This is a genomic window from Desulfatibacillum aliphaticivorans DSM 15576, assembly GCF_000429905.1.
GTDB classification, from domain to species: domain Bacteria; phylum Desulfobacterota; class Desulfobacteria; order Desulfobacterales; family Desulfatibacillaceae; genus Desulfatibacillum; species Desulfatibacillum aliphaticivorans.
The window spans coordinates 369,377-392,280 of sequence record NZ_AUCT01000001.1 but is presented as its reverse complement, the minus strand read 5'-3'; the positions used below and the strand labels follow the sequence as shown (position 1 = coordinate 392,280).

Here is a 22,904-nt window from a genome sequence, read left to right as displayed (position 1 = left end):
CAAGGCCCGCGTTGGAAGCCTGAACCGAGTCCCAGGACTCAAACGTCAAACGTAGACCCCAGTGTTGGATCAGGCGCTTCCAAGGCTGGCTTTATAAGCCTCCTTCATGGCTTTGGCGTTTTCAGGCGGGGGCGTAAATCCCGGTTTGCTGACCATGGAGATCGCCTCCACAGGACAACCCGTTGCGCAGGCCGCGCAGCCAAAACAGCGATCCAAATCCACCTCCGGGACGTCCTCATCGCCCATGGAAAGGGCCTGGGGCGGGCACCGGTCAATGCAGGTTTCGCACGCCGTGCACAAATCCGAATCGAATTTTGGCTCAAAGCCTGAATTGAAAAACACGCCCGGCTTGGGCTTGGCCATGGCCGTCTTAACCGCCACGCAATGCCAGCGGTCGCAGTTGCACAAAAAGTCTATCCCGTCCGCCATGTTCTGGCTCATGTGGATGAGCCCGGCTTCCTCGGCGCGTTTCAGCACTTCCATGGCCTCCTCCTTGTTGACCTTGCGGGCGCCCATGCGCTGAATCGCAAACTGGGCGTTCACCCCAAACTGCATGCACACGTCCATGGGCAGGTCATGGGTATCCTCCCCGCGGAGCATGGCGGCATGGCGGCAATAGCACGTGCTGACTGCGATGTCCTCATTCTGCTCAATGACGGTCTTTATCTGGTCATAGGTGTGAACCGTGTTTCCCCCCTCAATGGCCTGATCCACGGTGATGACCCGAAACACGGGGAATTCGTTCTCGGGCGCCTTAACCCTGGCGTCGCAAGCTGTTTCATAATCATGGATGAGCCTGGCGATGCGTCTGTCCCGGTCCGACACCCGGCCGGTCATGAACTGGAACTCCAGGATGCCGGGCATGAACCGGGCGCTCTGATAAAACTGGACGCCTCCCATCTCGACGGCCACGCAGGTTCCCTTGTCCGCCATGGACTCCAAAAGGGCCTCCACCTCGGAGGCCTCCCTTCCCATGGATTCGGCCAGGCCGGCGGCCTGGAAGGGGCCGCGGGGCATTGCGTTGTTCACGGCCGCCTCTTCCGGGGTGAAAAGCTCCTCCACCAGGGCGAAGAACTCCGGGGTGTCCATCCCCGCGTATTTGCCGCCGCGCTTCTTCATCACTTCCAATAGCTCATGATAAACAGGATCGCTCATTGTCTTGGCTCCTTTTTTGATTTGGAACGGTTTGAGTGGGAAATCCCTTTACACCGCCAGAGGCGATTTTTCCGACATGATGATTTGTATACAAGGTAATTATGCAGGAAAGATCACCGCGCAAGATCCTCCAGCATCCTTCTAAGCAGCATTTTCTCCTCCACCCGGAATGAAGCAAGCACTTTTTCGTTAAGGCTTTCCACCATGCCGTCCAGGGCCGTCTTTTGCTCCAGGGCTTGCTCCGTGGGGTGGATCTCCAGGACGCGCCGGTCCTTGGCGGAGGTGTTCTTGATGATCCAGCCCCGCTCGATGAGGCGGTCAAGAATCCCGGACAAGGTGGCGCTGTCAATATGCAGGCGCTGCCCGATTTCGCCTGACGAAAGCCCCGGCTCTTCGAACACGGCCTGCAGGACAAGGCACTGTATGGGCGTAAGGCCCAATTCCGCGGCGCCGCTCTTGAACTCCGCATGGACCCGCTGGTAGGCCTTGGCCATTTGAAACATGATGCAATCTTTATAATGCATGGGCTCCTCGGCTCCCCCTTACATCAGGGTCGTAATATTTTGTATACAAGATAATATGTCCGTCCTGTCAAGTTTTTTCGCCCGTTCACCGCATTTTTACCAAGCGTAGGTTTACAAACAGGCGTCCGTGCCATAGGATTCAGGCCTCAAATGTCAAACCGCTGGCCTTGACCCTCAACTGGAGAAAACTATGCGCTGCAAGCTCTACTGGAAATCTCTCGCCCTGTCCGTCCTCTTGCTCTCTTTTTTCATAGCCTTTACCGGATGCAGCGATGATGACGACGTCTTGTACTCCGGCGCCACGTCCACGGGAAAGGCGGTCCTGGGGCCGTTGTGCGGAGCGGATTATAAAGTTTTCGCCTATCCTGACATGAAAAATCCCATCATCACAGGCAAGACGAGCGTCAGCGACGACCTTTCCCAGGCGGGCCTGTTCTCCCTGCCCGACGACCGCCTTGCCGACGGCTGGCTTTATATTATGGAAGTCACGGGCGGAACGGATATCGACGCGGATGACGACGGCGTTATTGACGCGGCGGCCACCCCCAATTTGGGGACCATCCATCTTGCGCTTCAGGGCGAAACCATCAAGAAAGAGGGCTTTCGCGTCAACATCCTGTCTGAACTGGCTTACCAGACCGTGAGCTTCATGCTCATGGCCGGATATCCTCAAAGCGACGTGATCGCCCGCATGAACGCAGCGGCCTCCCGGCTGATCAATCAGGACCTGGATGGAAACGGTCAAATTGATCACAAGGATCTGGCGTATTGGGAGCCGGTCAACAACCGGGGCGCCCTGGTCCGGGGCTGGGCCTCCATCACGCCCTGCATAGACGCGGTGCACAATAACGACGATCTTTTCTCCCTGGCCGTGGACAGGACGTCGCCTCAATCCGCCTTGGCCAACACTCCGGGAACCGCCCTGAATGTTGCTGTGGACGGAGGCTTTGCCTATGTGGCCGACGCTGACGGCGGCCTTCATGTGTTTGATACAACGGATCCTTTCGACCCCGTTCTCCTGGGAACGGCGGCCATGGACCGCGCCCGGGACGTGGTAATATCAGGAACTTATGCCTTTGTGGCGGACGATGCTGAAGGCCTTAAGATCGTGGATGCGGCTGATCCGTCCGATCCTCAGGTCGTCGGGGTTGTGGACACGGAAAAAGCCCGCGCCGTCGTGGTAAGAGGCAATTACGCCTATGTGGCCGACGACGCGAACGGCCTCCGCGTAATAGACGTCGCCGACCCAGCGAACCCCCAAATTGTTGGGACCGCTCCCACTGTAAAGGCGAATGATGTGGCCCTGTTCGGCGATTACGCCTGCGTGGCTGATGACGTCGGAGGGTTGAAAGTCGTTGATATTACAGACCCGGCCAATCCCCAGGTCGTGGGAACGGCCGCAACGGAGGATGCAAGCAGCGCGGCGATCGCCGATGGCTACGCCTACGTGGCGGACAGCGCCTTTGGCATAAAGGTGGTGGACCTTTCCGATCCCACCGCCCCTGTGGTTGTGGGCGCCGCATCCACGGGCTTCTCGCGGAGCATGGAGGTTTTCAACCGCGTCGCCTATGTGACCGGCGACAGCGATGGCTTCAAAATGGTGGACGTCTCGGATCCTGCAAATCCAAAAATTATTGGAACCCGGGACGAAGGCGATACCAGGGGACTTTGGATTGGAGATAATATCGCCTACCTGGCGAACGGCTATCAGGGCCTGAAAGTCACGGACATAACTTATGAACCCAATCCCCAGGTTATCGGGTGCGTGAACACCGCCGACGCCCAGGACGCGGCTTTCCAGGACGATTACGCTTATGTGGCCGACGGGGCGGGAGGCTTGGCCGTAGTGGATATTTCCGATCCCGCCAATCCGGTTCTTATAGGTTCGGCGCCCTCCACTTTCGCCCAGGGCGCGGCTGTTCAGGGCGATTACGCCTATGTGGCTGACGGCGGCGACGGCCTACGCATTTTTGACGTCTCCGACCCCGCCAATCCTTTTGAGACGAGCGTTCTGGACACGGATGACGCCAATATTGTCGCGGTTTCCGGCGATTACGCCTATGTGGCGGACGGTTCGGCGGGCCTGCGCGTGATTGACGTGTCCAATCCCTACAGCCCTCAGTTGAAGGGAACCCTGGACACCCGTTCCGCCTATGACGTGACTGTGTCCGGCGATCTCGCCTACGTGGGGGACGGCATGGACGGCCTGATTATCGTGGATGTTTCCGACCCGGAAAACCCGGATGACATCGGCGTTCTCGACACCTTTTTTGCAGACGATATCGTCCTGGATGGAAATTACGCCTATATAGCGGACGGCCCCCAGGGCCTTAAGGTCGCGGACATCTCCGACCCAACCGCCCCGGAGCAAAAGGCGTATTTGGACACTCCCAACTCCTGCCGGGCCTTGGCGCTTTCTGGAAACTACCTGTATGCGGCGGACAACGGGCCTGACTTGATCATCGTGGATGTCAGCGACCCTTTAAATCCCGTTGAGATTGCGTGGGTGGAAACCCTGAACGTCTTTTACAGGCTGGAAGTCCACGAGGGATACCTCTACCTGGCCAGCTCGGAGCTGGGCCTTCAGGTTTTGAAGGCCGTCCCCGCTCCTTAAAAAAGGGCGGACGCATCCACCCCCTATCTTATTCCGCCGCTTTGCGAGATCAGTCCAGCATGGTGCGGATTTTTTGGGCCAGGCTTTGCAATGAAAAGGGCTTTTGGATGAAATTGACGCCCTTTTCCATGACCCCCTGGTGGACTATGGCGTTGGTCGTATACCCGGACATGTACAGTATTTTAATTCCCGGGCGGATTTTGTCAACGGCGTCGGCCAGCGACCGTCCGCCCATATCGGGCATGATGACGTCGGTGAGAAACAGGTGGATTTCCTCTTCACTAATTTCGGCCAGACGCAGAGCCTCGGACGGGGAGCCCGTTGCAATGACCTTATAGCCCAGATGAAGGAGCATGTTAGTGGTCATTTTTAACAAAATGGCGTCGTCTTCCACCAGCAGGATGGTTTCTCCCCGGCTTTGGGATATTGCCTTCTCTTCCTTTTTGACTTGATTTTCCTCTCTGGTATAGCGCGGAAAGTAGACCTTGAATGTCGCGCCTTTTCCAGGTTCGCTGTATACCTTGACAAACCCGCTGTTCTGCCTGGCGATGCCGTAAACCGTGGCCAGGCCCAGCCCCGTCCCCCGTCCCTGGGGTTTTGTGGTGAAGAAAGGCTCAAAAATATGGGCGAGGGTCTTTTCCTCAATGCCGCATCCGGTGTCGCTTACGGCTATCATCACATATTCCCCGGGCAGGCAATCAGGATGAATAAGGCTGGTTTGCTCGTCGAAGACCTGCAATTGCGTTTTTATGGTAATATCGCCGATGTCTGCGATTGCGTCCCTGGCGTTGACGCAGAGATTGGCGAGAACCTGGTCTAGCTGAGAGGGGTCGAGTTTGACTATCAGCGGGCCGGGGCCCGGCGTCCAATGCAGTTTGATGTTTTCGCTGATCAGCCTTTGCAGCATTTTGAGGAGCTCCTCGACGGCCGTGTTGATATCCAGAATCATCGGCTCCACGATTTCCTTCCTGGCGAAGGCCAAAAGCTGCCGGGTCAGGCTGGCGGAGCGAAAGGAGCAATCAAGAATCTGGCTGAAGGTTTCGTGCAAAGGGTGGCTTTGATCCATTTTGTTCATGGCAAGCTGGGCAAACCCAATGATGGCGCCGATCATGTTGTTAAAGTCGTGAGCCACGCCGCCGGCCAGGGTGCCCACCGCCTCCATTTTCTGGGCCTGCAATAGTTGACTTTGAAGCCGTTGCTGCTCCTTCTCCAGTTTCTTATGCTCCGTGATGTCCTGCATGACAAACAAAAAGGCCCATCCCTCCGAAAGCTGGATGGCCCGCGCTGAGTACAGCCCGGAACGGATTTCCCCGTTCCTGCAGCAAAAATCCATTTCCCGGTTCAGAACATCCCGGCCTTGCATTATTTCGTGAATCATTTCCTCGCGGGTTGCAGGGTCGGCCCAGAAGTTTATGTCAGAGGCGTTTTGCCCGACGATTTCCCGCCGTTTCCAACCGGTGACTTCCGCAAAGCTGTTATTGACATCCAGGATCGTTTCATCATCCAGCCGGCTTATGGCGATAAGAAAGGGCGCCATGGAAAAGATTTTTGAAAACTTCTCTTCGGATTGGCGCAGCTGCATTTCGGCTTGTTTTCGATCGGTTATGTCAACCACCATGGAAAGGACCTGCTTTCGGCCGGCGACCTCCATGACTACCGAGGAGAAGACAATGTGCCCGCGGGAGCCGTCAACGTTAACTAATTCCGTTTCGTAACCGTCAAGTTTTCCGGTCTTCGCCAATTGGTTTATGATAGCCTGGACTTCCTCCCGGCTCATGGTGGAAAAGCCGTTTGGGGGAATATTGGCGAAGTCCTCCGGACCGCTCAGTCCCCGGTTGACAAAAAAGGCTTTGTTGGCGTCAACCAGTTTGCCGTCCTCAAGATTGTTGATGACAATGGCGTAGGGTGCGTTGTCGAAAATCGCCCGGAATTTCGCCTCGCTTTGCTTTACTTTCTCCTGGGCGTCCTTGACTGTCTGAATATTGACGTTTAGTCCAATAATGCGAGTGGGGCGCCCGCGCTCGTCCCGCTCCACGGCTCTTCCCTTGGACAACACCCATCGCCAACTTCCGTCGGCTTGTTTAAACCTCGCTTCATACTCCAACAAGGAGCGGCCGCCGCCGTCTATGTAGTCACGGAAATGGTTTGTAAATCCAGGCAGGTCTTCGGGATGGATAAAGTCCTGAAAATCCTCGAAAGAGAGTTCTTCCGCGTTGCGAGAGTAACCCAGCATGCTGAACCATTGCGTGCTGAGGAAACTCAGCCTTTCCTGAACGTGGAAGTCCCACATGCCCGCCTGCGCCGCTTCCGCCGCAATTCGTAGCATTTTCGCCTGCTCGGAAATTTTTTTGTGGGCTTCATCCAGGCTGGTTATTTTTTCTTGAAGACGCATTTTAAGAACATACGCAATGACAAACAAACCGGCGGCCAGCAACACGGCGAATCCTGAGAGTATGGCGAATAGGCGCAGGGTTTCGCCCGACCACTTTGGATCAATGTCCAGGAAAATCCATCTTCTGCGCACGGATTCCAAATCCTTGGAGGGGATGGACGCCATCGCCTTTTTCACAGCGCTTGCCAGCAACGGGTACTTGCCGCTTATTCCAATGCTCCAGGCGAAACTGTAGTCCGTGGCGCCGGCGACATGCAGGTTGGCTATGCCTTCTTTTTCTATATAGTATCCCGCTACGGCGATGTTTTCCAGGTAGGCGTCCACCTGTCCGAAAGAGGTTGCACGCAGGGCGTGGACAACATCGGGCATGGGGATCATCTTTATATCCAAATTCGGCTGCTTGCGCAAATACTCCTCGGAAGCGTATCCCGAAACCACGGCCACGCGCATGCCCTCCAGGTTCGACAACTCCAAGGATTCCTGTATCTGATTGCCGGTTATGATGACCACCGGCGCCGATTCATAGGGCGTTGTGAACTCGGCGTATCGCTTCCTCTCCTCGGTAGCCACAATAGTCGGCGCCACGGCGCAGGCCCCGCTTTTCAAGGCGGCCAGATGTTCGTTCCAGTCCTCGGAAGGCTGTTTGATGAATTCAACTCCAAGCTCTTGCTCAACCAGGGCGATGACGTCCGCGCCCATGCCGGTGAACTCGCCGTTTTCAGAAATGAACTCAATGGGAGGAAATTCGGTATTGAACCACAAGACCAGCTTGTCGGGATTGCTGTTCAGCCAGGATCGCTCCTCCGCCGTCAAATTCAGGGCGGCGCTCGCCCCGGCGGGAAGATGAAGACAGACCGCCGCAGTCAGAATCAGGCAGAGCCAAAAGCCTTTTCCGAATAAGCGAAAATTGAATGTATTTGGACAGTTGCTTGAAACTGCATCGCCTATGGCTGATAGGCTGACATATCGCATTCTCCGCCGTCTCCTCTTTCCGACTTGCCCGATGGGAAGAACCCATTCCAATCTCAAAGAGGGATATGCAAGTTTCATCCCAACAGCGCATATAAAACCAAAACCTCATTTAAAAATAGTTCCCGAGTACTTTTTGCACGCAAAGCAAGGGAACGTGCAATGTCGCTAAGGGGGCGATCGCAGATTTTTTTTGAATGGCATGGGCCGTTTGACGACGGCGCGGCATGAAGCGCCCCTATCGAAGAAATCCCGCGGCAAGCAGCGCCCCTATCGAAGAAATCCCGCGGCAAGCATCGGCTCTACGGGAGAAAGCAGCGAGTTACAACCCCTTTTGCGCGCAGCGCATTTGAAAAGTTTTTGATCAAACTTTTTTGCCGCTTTGCGGCGTATGGAAAAATGTTTGCCGCCGGAAGCGCAGTTTCGCAGTTTGCCGTTTTCTATTGGACCTTCCGTAGGCAGGCCGCCTTTATTCAAGCCCGACCTGCCCATGATCAGCCCCAGCCGAGAGAACTTCGCTATCGCATTGAATTCTCAAGCCTTGACCGGAAACTCTTGATTTTTCCCGCAAGGTCCGTGGTATACTCCACCCCACACATAATACAAACGGGGGGACTATGCACTGGGACGATATTAAGGAAAGCGACGGAAGGAAAATCCGCACCATCAGATATGAAGACGGCACAACAGAGACCTATGAACTCCGCCAAATCTCCGACGAAGAATTGCAGCAGGTTCTAGCAGAACATAAAAAATGGGTGGATTCTAAACACAAGGAAGGAAAACGGGCCGACCTCAGAAAAACCGACCTGACAGGCCGGGATCTTTCACATGTCAATTTGGAATGGGCCTATTTACAAAAGGCTTTGTTAGAAAATTCTAATCTATCCAAAGCCGTTTTGGGGTATGCCAACCTTCGAAAAACTGTTTTGTCAAAAGTCAATTTTACAGAGGCCGATCTGTCAAGTGTCGATATAGAAAAGGCTATTCTTCCAAAGGCTATCATGCATAGGAGTTCTTTACGATTATCTAATTTTCACAAATCTAATTTGAGGCAAGTTAACCTATGTGGAGCTTCTATATGGGGTGCTGATTTACAAAAGGCGTTTCTTTGGAAAGCCAACCTTCAAAAAGCAAACTTAAGGGGGGCCAACCTTCGGAGTGCCGACTTGAGGAATGCCAATCTTCAAAAGACAAACCTAAAAGATGCCAATCTGGAGGAAGCAAACGTTACCGATGTCAAGTACGACAGAAACACCCCATGCAAGGGCATCCGAGTGACCTCTTGTTATGGCAGCGCTATGTTCAAAGCCTTCGCCCAGCATCAAGATTTTCTGGAAGAGTTGCAGGAAAGGCGATGGAATAGGAAATGGTTAAAATTCAAGATAGGAAAAAAGAAACATGACCCAATTAGGGGGGATTATCGGGAAACGGATCTAAACCAATGGGGCAAAGCTCTGTATTACATCTGGAGCATCTTCGCCGATTGCGGCCGCACCCCTTGGGCGTGGCTGGCTTGGTCCCTGCTCCTTGCCGTGTATTTCGGTCTCAATTTTTTCATGATGGGGCCGGAAGCCTTGCACATATCCGCCCATGGAGACCACAACGAGATTGGCCTGCCTTTTTCCCCGGCGACCATGATCTATTACAGCGTGGTGACCTTCACTACCCTGGGGTTCGGGGACGTGACGCCGGTCACGCCCTGGGCGTCCTGGTGGGTCATGGCCGAGGTGATCCTGGGCTACATCATGCTCGGCGGGTTGATTTCCATTTTCGCCACCCTAATCACCCGCCGAAGTTAAGTTAAGGTTTTATCCATGGAGGGAAATAACCTAATGCAAGACACTGATAAATCGGGATCAACTATCGAAAGAGTACGAGGCATTATAAACGCCCATACAGACTGGCTCATGCCTGTTTTGTCTTTAACGGCCGCAATGGCTTTTATTGTGGCCATTGCTCGCTTTTTTGGCCATCCCGGCCCACCGCCACCACCACCCGGCATAGATAGCGTTTTGCTCAAATGGCTATTTGGCTTCTTTTGGGTGGTTTTTATTGTGGGAATCGGCTTCTGGGTGTTCTACGCCACAAAGCTAAAAGAGGTTTTGCGAAGGGATATTGTCAAGAAATCCCTGACAACCTTGGCGGTTCTTTTTATCGCCTGGCTGGTGCTCTTTCTCGTGATCGAATTGCCGCAAATCCAGACTAAAGACTACCCATCCACCACTAGCAAGGAACGCACAGACAAACATTCTGCGACCGACTCCCACAGAATCACCATCATCCATGGACTTGGAGGCCTCGCAGCCTTAGTTGCAGCTATATTGGCTTTTAGGCGCATGAGAGCCACGGAAAGGCAATTGGAAGCCACAGAAGATGGCCAGGTCACCGAACGCTACACCAAAGCTATTGAGCAATTGGGCAGCGAGAATATGGCTGTCCGTTTAGGCGGGATTTACGCCTTAGAACGCATCGCGAACGAGTGTGATATAGAAAAGAAAAACGACTACTGGACGGTCATGGAGGTTCTCACCGCCTTTCTGAGAATGAATTCTCAAGCCAATATTGTAAAAAGTGAAACTTCCTCAAAAGTCCCTATTAAACCAGCAGAATCACAAGACCAGGAGAATGATCTGGGTTCTCCCTGCGCCCCTTTAGCTGCAGACTTGTTGGCAATTGTTGAGGTAATCCGTCGTCGAAAGTATTCATATAACAATGGAGAATCCTTCCCCTTGGATTTATCCAAAACTAATCTCCACGCGGCGAATTTTACAGAGGCAAATCTGCACATGGCAAAATTCATCATGTCAGACTTAACCGGGGCTGATTTCACAAATGGAAACCTCTCCGGGGCCAAGTTCTCCGGGGGGAGATTCACAGGGGCGGACTTTTTGTACGCTGACCTTACCAATGCGAGGTTTTTTGACGTTGACCTTACCAGAGCTTTTTTCTTGGATGCTAACCTTACCGGAGCGGTATTTTCCAGAGTGGACTTAAAAAATGCTGAGCTTATAGGGGGTGATTTCAGTATGGCGAGATTCAATGCGGCTGATCTCTCTGGGGCGACCCTTTTTGATGCCGATCTTACTAAGACGAATCTCAACAAGACTAAACTCATCGGAACAAAATATGATAAAACCACAAAGTTTCCAGATGGTTTCAAGCCGGAAGAACATGGTATGGTGTTTGTTGAAGAAGACCAAGGATAATAAGGGCCTTTAAAGCGACTTAAAACCATCTTTAAAGGCCCTCAGGGCATTTTTTAAAATAGATTCAACTCAGCCGTCCACGTGTTCCAAGTCAAGCGGCGAATTACAACGGTTGTGGGATTTTGGATTCTTGATTTGATAGCCGCACCGATAAGGATATATACCTCCTCCTACTTTTGCGCGAAGCGCCATTGAAAAGTTTTTGATCAAACTTTTTACAAAAAGTTTGCCGCCGGAGGCAGGCTGTTAATCAGTTTTTAGTTCGCCGGAGGCGCGCAATTCCCTATTTTTTTCCGTTTTTTAAATCAGTTAATCAGTGTGTATACTCCACGCGGAAGATGCGGCGGCGTTCGTCCAGGCGGGATATGCCGGCTTTGAGGGCTTCGGCCACGGCTTGTTCGTATTCCCGGTAGGGGAGGGCGCTTTCCAGGCCGGGAATCTCGTTAGCCCGGCCCACGGGGCGGTACTGGGGCATGATGTTCACGTAGGTGTTGGGGGAGATGTGCTGGGCGATGAACTCCATAATCTGCTTGGTTCCGGCGCTTTTGCCTGGGAGCACCAGGTGCCTCACCAGCAATCCCCGTTCGGCCAGTCCTTGCTCGTTGATTTGCAAATCCCCGACCTGGCGGTGCATTTCCCTTAAGGCTGCGCAGGCGATTTGCCGGTAGTCCCGGGCCTTGCATGTATTTTCCGCGATTTCCGGATGCCAGAACTTGAAGTCCGGCATGTAGATGTCCACCACGCCGTCCAGCAGCTTAAGGCTTTCCACGGAATCGTACCCGCCGGAGTTATAGACCAGGGGGATGTGCAACCCTTTGTCCGCGGCGATATCCACGGCCTGGAGGATTTGGGGGATGACATGGGACGGGGTGACGAAATTGATGTTGGGGCATCCTGCGTCCTGAAGCTGGATCATAACCTGGGCGATGGAATCGGGGGCTACTTCCTCGCCTTCGCCCATATGGCTGATGCCGTAATTCTGACAAAACAGGCAAAGCAGGTTGCAGTTGGCGAAAAAGATGGTTCCGGACCCGCCTTTGCCCACCAGGGGTTTTTCCTCGCCGAAATGGGGGCCGAAGCTGGAGACCACGGCGTTGGGGCCGGTTTTGCACACGCCGGTTTGATGGTTCAGGCGGTTGACCTTGCATTCCCGGGGGCAGAGCGTGCATTCCTTCATGGCCTCTTGGGCCAGGGCGATTTTTTGCTCCAGGAGCCCGCCAGCCTTGGTTTTTATATATGCGGGTTCAAATGCGCTCATATTCCGCCTTTGTGTTTGGGTTCTGACTTCGGGGGAAGGGGATTACGGCGGGAAAAGCCGTCGCCCAAAGCCCCGTTCTGCTTCTGCATAATGGTAAGCCCAATGCGGCGGCCTGTCAAAAAATTAGACGATCACCCCAGGCCCAGCAATTGCCCGCCCTGGTAGATGATGAAGGCGACCACCCAGGCCAGGGTCGTGCTGTACCCTATGGAAAAGGCGGTCCATTTCCACGAATTGGTTTCCTGCTTGATGGCCGAAACCGTGGCGATGCACGGCACGTAAAGGAGGATGAACGCCATCATGGAAAATGCGGACAGGGGCGTCATGCCGGATTTTTTCATGGCCTCGGCCAGACCTTTATCCGTATCGTCCTTGGTGGCATGCAGCACGCCCAGGGTGGAAATGACGATTTCCTTGGCCACAAAGCCCGTAAACAGGGCCACCCCGCCTTTCCAGTCAATGCCGACAGGCGCAAACACAGGCCCGAAGAACTTGCCGATCCGGCCCAGGTAGGAGTTTTCCTTGGCGGCGGCCGTGTACTCGATTTCCAGGGCGGCCAGGGCTTTTTCCTTTTCCATTTCTCGAACCTTGACGGCCATCTTGGAGGCGTCCGGCTTGCGTACGGCGAAGGTTTTTTCCACCTGCTGCTTTTTGATTTCGTATTGCCTGGCAAGTTGGGGATCGTTGGGGAAGGAGGACAGGGCCCACACGATGATGGAGCCCACCAGAATCACCCCGCCCATTTTTTTCAAAAACATCTTGCTCCGGTCCCACATGTGAATCATGAGGCTTTTGGCCCTGGGCGCGCGATAGGGCGGAAGCTCCATGACAAAGGGCGCCACGCTGCCTTTCAGCAAGGTGTTGCGGAAAATCCTGCCCATGACGATGGCCAGCACAATGCCCAGCAGATAAATGCTGAAAATCACGGTGCCGGCTTTTTCGGCGAAAAAAGCGCCTGCCAGCAGCACGTACACGGGCAATCGAGCCGAACACGACATGAACGGGTTGATTAAAATGGTCAGAATCCGGTCTTTTTCGTTTTCCAGGGTGCGGGCCGCCATAATGGCGGGCACGTTGCAGCCAAAGCCCATGAGCATGGGGATGAACGACTTGCCGTGGAGCCCCACCAGGTGCATGACCTTGTCCATCAAAAAAGCGGCCCGGGCCATGTAGCCCGTGTCCTCGAACAAGGCGATGCAGAAAAACAGAATCAGGATGTTGGGCAGAAACACCAGCACGGAGCCCACCCCGGCTATGATGCCGTTGACCACCAGGTCCTGGATCATGCCGGAGGGCAAAATGTTTGTCATGCCCAGGGAAAGCAATTCCACGCCGTGCTCGATCCACGCCTGGGGATAAGCGCCCAGGGTGAAGGTCAGCTGGAACATGGCCCAGATAAAAAAGAAAAAGATGGGAAAGCCCAAAACCCGGTTGGTGAGAAGCAGGTCGATGTTCCGGGACACGTCCACCCGTTTGATGGACGACCTCTTGACCACCTCCCGCACGATGCCGGCGATAAACCCGTACCGCTGCTCGGTCATGAGAATTTCCGGCTCGTCGTCGAACAGGTTGGAAATCCGTTCCCGCTGACGGGCGGTTTCCTCCAGGATCGGGCCCGCCTGATCGCCCAGCGCCTTGACCGCCATGTCCCTCACCACTTCGTCGGCTTCAATGAGCTTGATGGCGGTCCACCTGGGGTTGTACGGAAAATCCTTGTCCTCCACGGCCTGGAGCAGGTCGCGCACCACGGCCACGCCGTCCTCGATGTCCCGGCTGTAACGGACCCGGCGCTCCGCACGGGGGCTCTGGCCGCTTTCCGCCGCCTCGATGATATTTTTCAGCAGCTCGGCCGTTCCCTCGTTCCGGTTGCCCACCGTGGAGATGACCGGCACTTCCAGCAGGGAGGAGAGCTTTTCCTCATCGATGACAATGCCCTTGTCCTTGGCCAGATCCGCCATGTTCAGGACAAACAGGACCTTGGCGTCCAACTCGCGCAATTGGGTGGCCAGATACAGGCTGCGCTCCAGGTTGGAGGAGTCGATGATGTCCACCACCACGTCCGGGCTGTTTTCCAGGATGTAGCTGCGGGCCACGATTTCCTCGATGGAAAAGGTGGTCAGGCTGTATGTTCCGGGCAGGTCCACCACGGTCAGGTCGTAATCGCCGAAGCGCACATGGCCTTCTTTTTTCTCCACGGTCACGCCCGGCCAGTTGCCTACTTTCTGGCGCGTGCCCGTAATATTGTTGAAGGTGGTGGTCTTGCCCGAATTAGGGTTGCCCGCCAGGGCTATGGTCAGTTTTTTTCGCGCGGCCATTATGCGTCTTCCATGACGATATGGGCCGCTTCCTCTACCCGCAGGGAGACGTGGCACCCGTTTAAGGTGACTTCCAGGGGATCTTTCAAGGGGGCGTATTTTTCTACAAACAGGGTGGCGCCTTTTAAAAAACCCATTTCAAGAAGACGCCTGCGAAAGGCGCCCGCGCCGCCAACCTTGGCGATGACGCCTTCTTGGCCTTCTTTCATTTCACTCAATAACATGGTTCACCTATTGCCGTTTACGGGTTCCACTAAAATCTTCTGGGCGAGCCCCCTGCCCAGGGCCATGCGCCGTCCTTCCACGGAGACAACCACCTGGCCGCGGCCGTCGGAGGTGATCACCTCCAAAGCGTCTCCGGTGCGCAATCCCATGGTCAACAGGCGATGCCGGAACTTGGCGCAGCCGGTCGTGTCCTTGATGACGGCCTTTTCCCCCACCTTGGCCATGGCCAGGGGAAGGAGCGTGACCCTCTCCGTATAGCATTTGGAGCACAACCCGTAGATTTCCAGCCTGTGCTGGAGCATATGAAACCCGTAAGAAGCGGCCGCCTGTTTCTGGACCGCTTCCAACTGGTCGTGTACGAATTCGGTAATGGATCCGCACTTGGTGCAGATCATGTGGTCGTGATGCTGGCCCAGATGCAGATGCTCGTAGGTGCTGTTCCGGCCCTCGAAATCATGCTTGCAGGCGAAGCCGTACCGGCACATGAGCCGAAGCGTTTCCCGCACAAAGTCGGGGTCGAAGTTATATCCCGCCTTTTCCAGCAGGTCCATCAACTGGACCGATGTGATGTGGTCTTCTGTTTCCAGGAAAACCCGCAAAATGGCCAGACGGTCTTCCACGTCCTCAATGCCTTCGTCGGAGAACAGCCTTGCAAACTGCTTCTCCTCCAGGCTGTGGACGCTCTGGCAATTGTCAGGCATGGCCGTAGGAGCGAATCTAAATTTCATCAGGCGCCTTATGTCAATCGGCAGCCGGCGCGCAGAGGCGCCGTGCCAAAAAGTATTATTCCACCCCGGGAACGTTATAGGTGGTGCAGGAACCCGTTGAGCAATTGCGCGTTTCCGAGCTCATGCCGCTTTTTGCGCCGCCGCCGCTTCCCATGGCGAAATTGGTGGATGACAAGATTCGTTCAATATTGGGGGACTGGCACTTTTTGCATTCCATGGCTACGGTGTCGTCGGAATTGACGCAAAGAACCTCAAAAACTTCGTTGCACTCCATGCACTTGAACTCGTAAATCGGCATGACAAATCTCCGAATCAGGCCCGAATCCCCTTCCCAAAGAAGCCGGAGGGGCGGCCTATGTTATATACTTTTCTCGAAAAACGGCCTAAGACCCTATAAAAAGGGCGAATATTCTCCCAATGTTTGGCGAGCCTAGCACAGCCCGCCAAAACAAGCTAACAGTATATAATCATTTCACGTGATTTGTCAAAATCTTCAAGTTTTTGGAGAGGTGACCGCTTTGAGCAGATTCAGGTAGGCGTGCTGCCTGCCCAACAGACGGCCATTTTCGTCGCAAAGGTAGGCGCGGGCCGCGTCTTTCGGCGCCATATGGCGGATTAACTTAAGGCCCCGTTTCTTTAAAAATCGCTCTATTTCGTCTTCTTCAATCCCATAAATAAAGGGTTCGCCCCGTTCCGGACCCCGTTTTAATACCTTTTGGGCGCCGTAGGGCTTGGTGCGGCCTTCCAAAGCCGCTTTCTGAAAATAATCGAAAACCAAAGAACTGCCTGCGGGAGAGGCCTCACGGACAAAAGCCAGCACCTTGTCCACGGAGTCGGCGTCCAGATAATAGCAGACTCCTTCCCAGAAAAATAACGTCTTTGCTTCGGGATCATAGGACGCGCCGTTTTGCAGCAGGGCTTCTTCCAGGGTGGTTTTGTTGAAGTCAATGGGGACGTAGCTTACGTGTCCGGGCAGTCCGCCCCAGTGCTCCTCCACCTTGGCGGTCTTCCACGCCTGGCTGTCCGGCGTGTCCAGTTCGATGATCCGGGCGCCGGCCTTTAGAATTTCACGCTCAAAACGGAACGCCCGGGTGTCGTTGCCCGCGCCCATGATCAGCACCTGCTTGACGCCGTCCTCCAGGGCTTGAAGCAGGGCTTCGTCCCCAAAGCGAATCCGGGAAATCTGATAAAAATAAGCCCCGGGGCTGACCTTTCTCAGGACCGCCTTGGCCCACCACGGCCGGGCCGCCAGCATCAGTTTTTGATGCCCTGGGCTGAGGAACTTGGGCGCCAGATAGTCCGGGTTGCGAAGCTGGGGATGGCGTTCATATTGGGACAAAGCCCGCAAAAAGGTGCACCCCTGGGAACTGGAACTGGGACGTAAATCGCTGCTTGCCATTTCTTCCTTCCACAAAAAAAAGCTATAACTACCAACCAAAAAAGAACATTGCTATAGTGGTAATCATGACATAAGTGGAAGAAAATGTAAAGCTGCTACCGGCGCCATCTAAGGAATAATCCCTTTCGCCCTCAGCATAATTTCGATGGTCTCCCGGGTGGAGTAGGTGTACTTGAATCCCAGGTCCATGAGCTTGCTCGTGTCCAGCACCCATGGGTATTGGACGAAATCCAGAAAAGACTCCGGCACTTTTAAAATGGGCAGGCCCAAAGCCCAGGTAGTCCTGAAAATCGCTCCCATCAAGGACGGCGTCAAGGGCGCGGCCGGCTTCCCGGACAAGGCGTTGACCTCGGACAACGTCATGGTGTCCGGCGGCGCCAGGTTGTACGGCCCCCGGGCTTCCTTTTTCAACAGAAACATGAGTGCGGCGACCACGTCGTCCTCGTGCACGAACTGAAGCTGCGGGGAAGGGCAGCCCTTCAGGTCCATGGCGATGGGCAGGGTGAAAAGCTGGCTGATGTAGTTGTCCACGTTGGGTCCGTATATGATGCAGGGCCGCACCCAGGACGTGATGATATCCGGGTTCTCCTCCACGAATTCGGCCAGGATGGCCTCCATGTCCGCTTTGTCCCGGGCGTATTGGAAGCCGGGATGGCGCCGGATGGGATCTTCCTCCGTAATGGGAACCGGGTTGTCCGGCCACGCGCCGTAGGCCGTGCCGCTGCTGGTGACCAAAATCTGCTTGACGCCCGCTTTTTTTGCGGCGTCCAGCACGTTTTTCGTGCCGTCCACATTGATTTTGCGCATGCCCGCGCTGTCGTGGGAGGGCTGCAGCACATAGGCCAGATGCACGATCACATCCGGCTGGATTTCCTTAATCCACTCGGCAAGGGCCGGATCGTTCACGTCCATCTTGCGGAATTCGCCCTTGGTGAACTTGTATAAAGGCTCTTTCACGTCCATGCCGTAAAATTTGCCGCAATAAGTCCCCCGGTCCAATTCCCTGCACAGACACTGGCCCACGTATCCGCTCATGCCGGTCACAAAAACCTTTTTTCGTTTCATGGCTTCCCCCCTTGTTTGCAGAATTGTATGGGTGATTTTTCAACAGACGGAGCATTATAATAACAGCTTTCAATCAGATCGTCCACAAGCATGTGGAGGTTGTTGCGGAGTGCAAAGCAAAAAGGAGAATGCGTCGGCGGTTTATATGGGAACCGCGGGCGGGCCTTCCACGGGCAGGGAAATATGGAACAAGGCGCCCTGGCCGGGTTCGGATTCCACCCAAATGCTACCGTTGTGCAACTCCCTAATGATGTGGGTGCATAAATACAGGCCCAGACCGGTGCCTTCCCCTTTTCCCTTGGTGGTGTAAAAAGGGTCGAAAATATGCTCCAGGACATGGGAGGGGATGCCCGGGCCGTTGTCCTGGATTTCCACCACAACCCGGTCGCCTTTGGGAAAAATCCGGATGTCAAAGCGCGGTTTTTGCGCCGGATCCGTGTTTGCGCCGGCCATGGCCTGGGCGCCGTTTTTCAGGATATTCAGGAAAACCTGCTGGATTTGACCCGGCTCGCAATATACCTCCGCAGCCTCGGGCGAGAAATGCTCCCGCACTTCCATATTGCGGAAGTTAAAACGCTTTTTCAGGTCGTAATCGCTTCTCGCCATGTCCACGGTCTCACGCATGAGAGCCCGCAGGTCGTACACGTCGGCCTCGCTTCCGCTTTGCCGGGAGAAGGACAGCATGTTGCGCACGGTCTTGGCCACCCGCATGCCTTCCTCTCTTATGGAATCCAGGATGCGGGGAATCTCCCTGGCCTCCATGTAGGCGAACAGGATGTCCAGGTTAAAGCCAATTTTTTTGGCGGCCTTTTCATTGGCGGCCATGGGTTTGGTCAGACGCTGAATCAAAACCTGGGCGTTTTGAACCACGCCCGCCAGGGGGCTGTTGATCTCGTGGGCCATGCCCGCCGCCAGGGCGCCCAGGCTGACCATTTTTTCCGACTGGATCAGGATTTCTTCCGATCGCCTGTCTTTGGTGACGTCTTCATGCATGATCACCACGTTGCTTAACTTGCCCGTAGCCGTGCAAATGGGGTAAATCCGTGACCGGTAGTATCTTTCCCCCTCCTCCGGTCCATCCTCGCCGCCGCGCAGGGACCATTCCTCCAGAAATCCGCCTTCGCCCTTAAAGACTTTTTGGATGGAGGGAAAAATGGGCAGTTTTCGCATGGCCGGAGAGGCGAGGATGTTAAATTCGGCGCCCGCCACCGGGCCGTAGGCGCCCCAGGTGTCTTTCTGCACTTTATTCGTTTGCAGAAGATTGCCTTTGGGATCATATAATTCAATCACCATGGGCGACTGTTCGATCATGCTTCTGAAACGGTGCTCGCTGACTTCCAACTCCTCGTGCAGGACCGTCAACTCCGTGTTTCTATCTTGGATGGTTTTGTTGAAAGTATGCAAGGCGTCATTGGCTTCAACCAATTCCACATTTTTATGCCGGATTTTGGTTTCCGACAATTCCAAGCGCTGTTTCATGACATTGACTTTGTCCGCCAGACCGATGGAAAAGGTCAGCATAAGCCAGGCCGCGCTTACCGGCAAAATCCACTTGGATACGACACCGGGAGGCAGAATTCCCATAAAAGTCAGCACGGATAGAACTCCCGAAACCAGGATAAAACAATATCCGGCGGTCAGGAACACAGCCTCTCTGTTCCTTTTAAAGCTCAGATAAATCAGGAAGACAAAAATCAGCACGCACGCCGCCATACCGTGAAGGATCAATAGCTGGATGATGTTTGCAAAGCCCGCCCACGGTCCGGCGACGATATATACGAGGCCGGGAACCATCATCGTCCAGAAGATTATCCGATGGATCACCGGATGCTTCTTTTGGGTTCCAAGAAAGGACGTGGTGAACAGAGCCGATAAAGAGAGGTTTAGCGCCAAAGCTATAATTATTACTAGATCCCCTATGCGCCCCGTCTCACTGCAAAAAAAATGGGATATAAAGCCTTTGTGCGCCAACTCGACTAAAAGGAATGTCAACCCGTAAAACACGAGAAAAAGAAAATTTTTATCCCGGGTGATTGAAAACACGCTCAGGTTATAAAGCCCGGCCATTATGATGCATCCGTAAATAAGCCAGATAAGGGAGTTCTCTCTGACGGAGGCGGAGACCAAACCCGGGCCGCTCAAAAGATTGACGTGGAACTCAATGGCGCCCTCTGATTGAATTCTCAAATAACAAGTGTGGCTTCCCTGTTGGAGGTCCATGGAAAACACATGATTTCTGTGCTTGACGTTTCGCTGGCTGAAAGGAACGCTGTCTCCGCCTTTCAAAAAATGGAATCCTCCTTCTTCGTCCGGGACGTACAAGTCCACATGGTCCAAAGTGGGAAAGTCTATTTCCAAAAACATCCTGGCGCTCTTGGGGCCGGGGTTTTCGAAAACCATACGGAACCAGTAAGCCGATTTTGAATAGCCGACATTGAAGTACGTACCCTTGTTTTTCTTCCAAGCCAGCCCGCTTTTGGACGCTTGGTCGATCGTCATGGCGCCGCTTGGATCTTCCAGCATGTCAAGTATGGACGTGAGGGGCTTTTGCCGGACGCCGTCGCCGACGCGCACGGGCGCCGCGCTCCAGCCAAGGCTGGACAAAATGGGAAAAAACAGAATTATTAATATGATACGTCTCATGGCGGAAAATCCCGGTAAAACCTAATGCCAGTATAAGGCTGCAAAGGAGATGAAAGCAAGTTTTAAGCCAGGGATTGAAAAATCTTGAAAAAGGAACCAAGCCTTTTCAAGCAGTGATCCCAATGATACAATGAACATAGAAACTATTCAATACTATTAAGGAATGGGAGGGGGAGGTCATGAAGGATCTAAGCGGGTTTCACGAGGCGGGGCGGAAGTTTGAACAATATCTCCGCGTTTCCACCTTCCCCTTGGCGGTGCGCCTTATGCGCTCCGAAGAGGAAATCCAACCCGGCTTTAAAAGGCCTTCCAAGGACCTGGGCCTGCAAAATTTTGTCTGCCAGAACTTCAAGATGGTCCGCACCTACGGATGGACCATGGCGGTCACGCCGGAGGATACAAACTGCCATCTGGCCAGGCTGGTTTACGGCTGGGACGAGCAGGACAAGGATTACATGGAAACCGGCCATAAGTTCAACATCGGCCTTTACGCCAAGGACATGGAAACCTCTCTCAAGCTGGAGGAAAACATCTTTCGGCTGGAAGGAAAATACCCCGGCCTGATAATCTCCCCCCTGGCGCGGACCAAGGTGGCTCCGGACGTGGTGCTCATCTATTGCCTGCCGGCCCAGGCCGCTCGTTTGATTCAAAGCTATTTATATATGAAAGGCGGCGCCCTGGAGTTTTCGTCCACCGGCCGCATCGGCTCCTGTCACGAGGGCGTGGCCAAAACCATGCTGACCCAAAAGCCTCAGTTTGTGGTCCTTGGCAACGGAGACCGGGTTTGGGGCGGCGCCCAGGACTCGGAAGTCATGTTTACCTGTCCGGCGGATCAGCTGGACATTATGCTGGAAGGCCTGGAAGCCACCCACGCCGCGGGCTTGCGCTACCCCATCCCGTCTTACATGAATTACGCCCCGGGTTTTCAGGCGGATTTCAAAGAAAAGGCCCTGGAACGGGCCGGAGGAACCATCATCAAGGAATGAATAAAAACCGGCTGACATTAATCGTAATCATCGTGCTGACGGCCTTGGCCGGCTTGGCCATATGGAGCGGATTGTCCACTCAAAAAGCATCCATCCGGGAGTCTGGGAAGGGTGCTGAAACAGCGGCTCAGCGTGAGAAAGAGGCCGCTGACGGCAGCCTGGAGGCCCTGGCCGGGCGCCTGGAGCTTTCTCCCGCAGTTTTGGACGTTATCATCCGTTCGATTCGGGATCACGGGATTCCCCCCCTGCGCGTTCACCAGTTGCTGTTGCAGAAAAAAACGGAATTCAACGATTTGCTAAGCCAGTTGCAGCCTTCCAAAGAAGGCGGGGAATCATTCACGCCTCACGCCCGGGAAGTTGCCGCCGCCCTTAAAGCCGGAGATTTTGACAACGCCCGGAGCCTGCTCCAAAACGCTCTTTCCGAACTGGAAGCCGGAACAATTTCCTCGGACAAGGATCCGGACCTGAAAGCCCTCACCCTGGCCCGCCTGGGCAGGCTGGAAAACCTGCAACTGGAATATGAAAAAGCCGCCGGTTATTTCGGTCAAGCCGCCCAAGCCGCCCAGAAAGACTCTCTGGCTCTCAAATCCGACTTGTACGGCTGGCAGGGGACGGTCCTTTTTTTGGCCGAGGACTTCGAACAGGCTGAAAAGGCGTACAAAGATTCTTTGAACCTGGCTGAAAAGGCCTTCTCGCCGGTTCATCCCGCGAAGGTAAACGCTTTGAACAACCTGGCCGGGCTGTACCGCTCAACCGGCAGGCCCAAATTGGCCGAACCCCTGTACCTCAAGGCCATAGACATCCGTAAAAAAGCCCTGGGCGCCCGCCATCCCTCCCTGGCAGCCCCCTTAAGCAATCTGGCCTCCCTCTATCTTGAGATGGGGGACTTCAAGGAAGCCGTCCTCTTGCTGGAAAACGCCCTGTCCATCCGGGAGGAGGCTCTGGGGCCGGACGATCCTTCCGTGGCCGCCTCCCTGAATAACCTGGCCAATGTATACCAGGTCATCGGCGAGACGGATAAAGCCAAGGAACTGCTGCTGCGGTCTCTGGACATCACGCGAAAAGCGCTGGGGCCGGATCACCTGCGGGTCGCCATGACCCTGAACAACCTGGCCAAGTTGAGCCAGCGCCAGGGGGATGACGAACTCGCGCGCGCACGCTATCTGGAAGCCCTCGCCATCAGCGAAAAGGTCCTGGGGCCGGTCCATCCGGACGTGGCGGCCATCCTCATCAATCTGGCGGAGCTGGATATGAAGGCCGATCAATTGGACAAGGCGGAAATTCTGTGGCGAAAGGCTTTGAACATCCTGGAGGCCACGGTGGGCCCCGCGCATCCGGACGTGCAAAAGATCAAGGAGCAGCTTGCCCAAATCCGCATCGCCAATGCGAAAGAGTCCATTCAATAAATGACTTGGAAAGAAC

At 54.5% G+C, this 22,904-nt stretch carries 16 protein-coding genes; 5 read left to right on the top strand and 11 right to left on the bottom strand.

The genetic code is table 11. The annotated features are described in order from the left end of the window. Positions 1 to 69 precede the first annotated feature (69 nt). Together G491_RS0101730 and G491_RS0101725 are read right to left on the bottom strand one after the other, a co-directional pair. Positions 70 to 1,155 carry a 4Fe-4S binding protein gene (locus G491_RS0101730; RefSeq protein WP_028313354.1) on the bottom strand — a complete coding sequence of 362 codons (1,086 nt, stop codon included), beginning with the start codon at positions 1,153 to 1,155 and terminating at the stop codon, positions 70 to 72. 113 nt (positions 1,156 to 1,268) lie between these two features. Beyond that, positions 1,269 to 1,679 carry a MarR family winged helix-turn-helix transcriptional regulator gene (locus G491_RS0101725; RefSeq protein ID WP_012610778.1) on the bottom strand — a complete coding sequence of 137 codons (411 nt, stop codon included), beginning with the start codon at positions 1,677 to 1,679 and terminating at the stop codon, positions 1,269 to 1,271. A gap of 190 nt (positions 1,680 to 1,869) precedes the next feature. Between G491_RS0101725 and G491_RS0101720 the strand changes: the two genes are divergently transcribed. Beyond that, the gene (locus tag G491_RS0101720) at positions 1,870 to 4,293 is read left to right on the top strand and encodes an LVIVD repeat-containing protein (protein ID WP_028313353.1); all 2,424 of its coding nucleotides are present in this window, start codon (positions 1,870 to 1,872) and stop codon (positions 4,291 to 4,293) included. A 49-nt stretch (positions 4,294 to 4,342) separates the two neighbouring features. Here G491_RS0101720 and G491_RS33215 read toward each other — a convergent pair whose 3' ends face one another. Next, entirely contained in the window at positions 4,343 to 7,657 is a 3,315-nt protein-coding gene (locus G491_RS33215) for a PAS domain S-box protein (RefSeq protein ID WP_051326960.1), read from the bottom strand. Between the two features lie 614 nt (positions 7,658 to 8,271). Here G491_RS33215 and G491_RS33210 point away from each other — a divergent pair. Continuing rightward, positions 8,272 to 9,456 (top strand): pentapeptide repeat-containing protein, encoded by a 1,185-nt coding sequence (locus G491_RS33210; RefSeq protein ID WP_051326959.1) that lies wholly within the window; start codon positions 8,272 to 8,274, stop codon positions 9,454 to 9,456. A 33-nt stretch (positions 9,457 to 9,489) separates the two neighbouring features. Next, entirely contained in the window at positions 9,490 to 10,863 is a 1,374-nt protein-coding gene (locus G491_RS0101700) for a pentapeptide repeat-containing protein (protein ID WP_028313351.1), read from the top strand. Positions 10,864 to 11,176: 313 nt separating this feature from the next. Here the strand turns inward: G491_RS0101700 and G491_RS0101695 are convergent, their stop codons facing one another. The 8 genes from G491_RS0101695 to G491_RS33205 all read right to left on the bottom strand — a co-directional run bounded on the left by G491_RS0101695 (position 11,177) and on the right by G491_RS33205 (position 20,496). After that, on the bottom strand, positions 11,177 to 12,121 hold the full coding sequence (locus tag G491_RS0101695) for a radical SAM protein (RefSeq protein WP_028313350.1): 945 nt from the start codon (positions 12,119 to 12,121) through the stop codon (positions 11,177 to 11,179). Between the two features lie 131 nt (positions 12,122 to 12,252). Continuing rightward, positions 12,253 to 14,436, bottom strand: coding sequence for a ferrous iron transport protein B (gene feoB / locus G491_RS0101690; RefSeq protein WP_028313349.1), 2,184 nt, complete (start codon positions 14,434 to 14,436; stop codon positions 12,253 to 12,255). Continuing rightward, the gene (locus G491_RS0101685) at positions 14,436 to 14,660 is read right to left on the bottom strand and encodes a FeoA family protein (RefSeq protein ID WP_012610773.1); all 225 of its coding nucleotides are present in this window, start codon (positions 14,658 to 14,660) and stop codon (positions 14,436 to 14,438) included. Before G491_RS0101685 ends, feoB begins: the two co-directional genes overlap by 1 nt. Before the next feature lie 3 nt (positions 14,661 to 14,663). Further along, on the bottom strand, positions 14,664 to 15,389 hold the full coding sequence (locus G491_RS0101680; RefSeq protein ID WP_012610772.1) for a transcriptional repressor: 726 nt from the start codon (positions 15,387 to 15,389) through the stop codon (positions 14,664 to 14,666). A 55-nt stretch (positions 15,390 to 15,444) separates the two neighbouring features. Beyond that, positions 15,445 to 15,687 (bottom strand): FmdB family zinc ribbon protein, encoded by a 243-nt coding sequence (locus G491_RS0101675; protein ID WP_012610771.1) that lies wholly within the window; start codon positions 15,685 to 15,687, stop codon positions 15,445 to 15,447. A 195-nt stretch (positions 15,688 to 15,882) separates the two neighbouring features. Then, positions 15,883 to 16,788: a class I SAM-dependent methyltransferase gene (locus G491_RS0101670; RefSeq protein WP_028313348.1), complete on the bottom strand. Its 906-nt coding sequence runs from the start codon at positions 16,786 to 16,788 to the stop codon at positions 15,883 to 15,885. A gap of 108 nt (positions 16,789 to 16,896) precedes the next feature. After that, on the bottom strand, positions 16,897 to 17,853 hold the full coding sequence (locus G491_RS0101665; RefSeq protein ID WP_028313347.1) for an SDR family oxidoreductase: 957 nt from the start codon (positions 17,851 to 17,853) through the stop codon (positions 16,897 to 16,899). 141 nt (positions 17,854 to 17,994) lie between these two features. Further along, positions 17,995 to 20,496 carry a 7TM-DISM domain-containing protein gene (locus G491_RS33205; protein ID WP_051326958.1) on the bottom strand — a complete coding sequence of 834 codons (2,502 nt, stop codon included), beginning with the start codon at positions 20,494 to 20,496 and terminating at the stop codon, positions 17,995 to 17,997. A gap of 179 nt (positions 20,497 to 20,675) precedes the next feature. Here G491_RS33205 and G491_RS0101655 point away from each other — a divergent pair, with 179 nt between their 5' ends. Further along, positions 20,676 to 21,482, top strand: a complete 807-nt coding sequence (locus G491_RS0101655; protein ID WP_012610767.1) for a DUF169 domain-containing protein — start codon at positions 20,676 to 20,678, stop codon at positions 21,480 to 21,482. Next, positions 21,479 to 22,888: a tetratricopeptide repeat protein gene (locus G491_RS33200; protein WP_051326957.1), complete on the top strand. Its 1,410-nt coding sequence runs from the start codon at positions 21,479 to 21,481 to the stop codon at positions 22,886 to 22,888. The genes G491_RS0101655 and G491_RS33200 overlap by 4 nt, the downstream gene beginning before the upstream one ends. Positions 22,889 to 22,904: the final 16 nt, after the last annotated feature.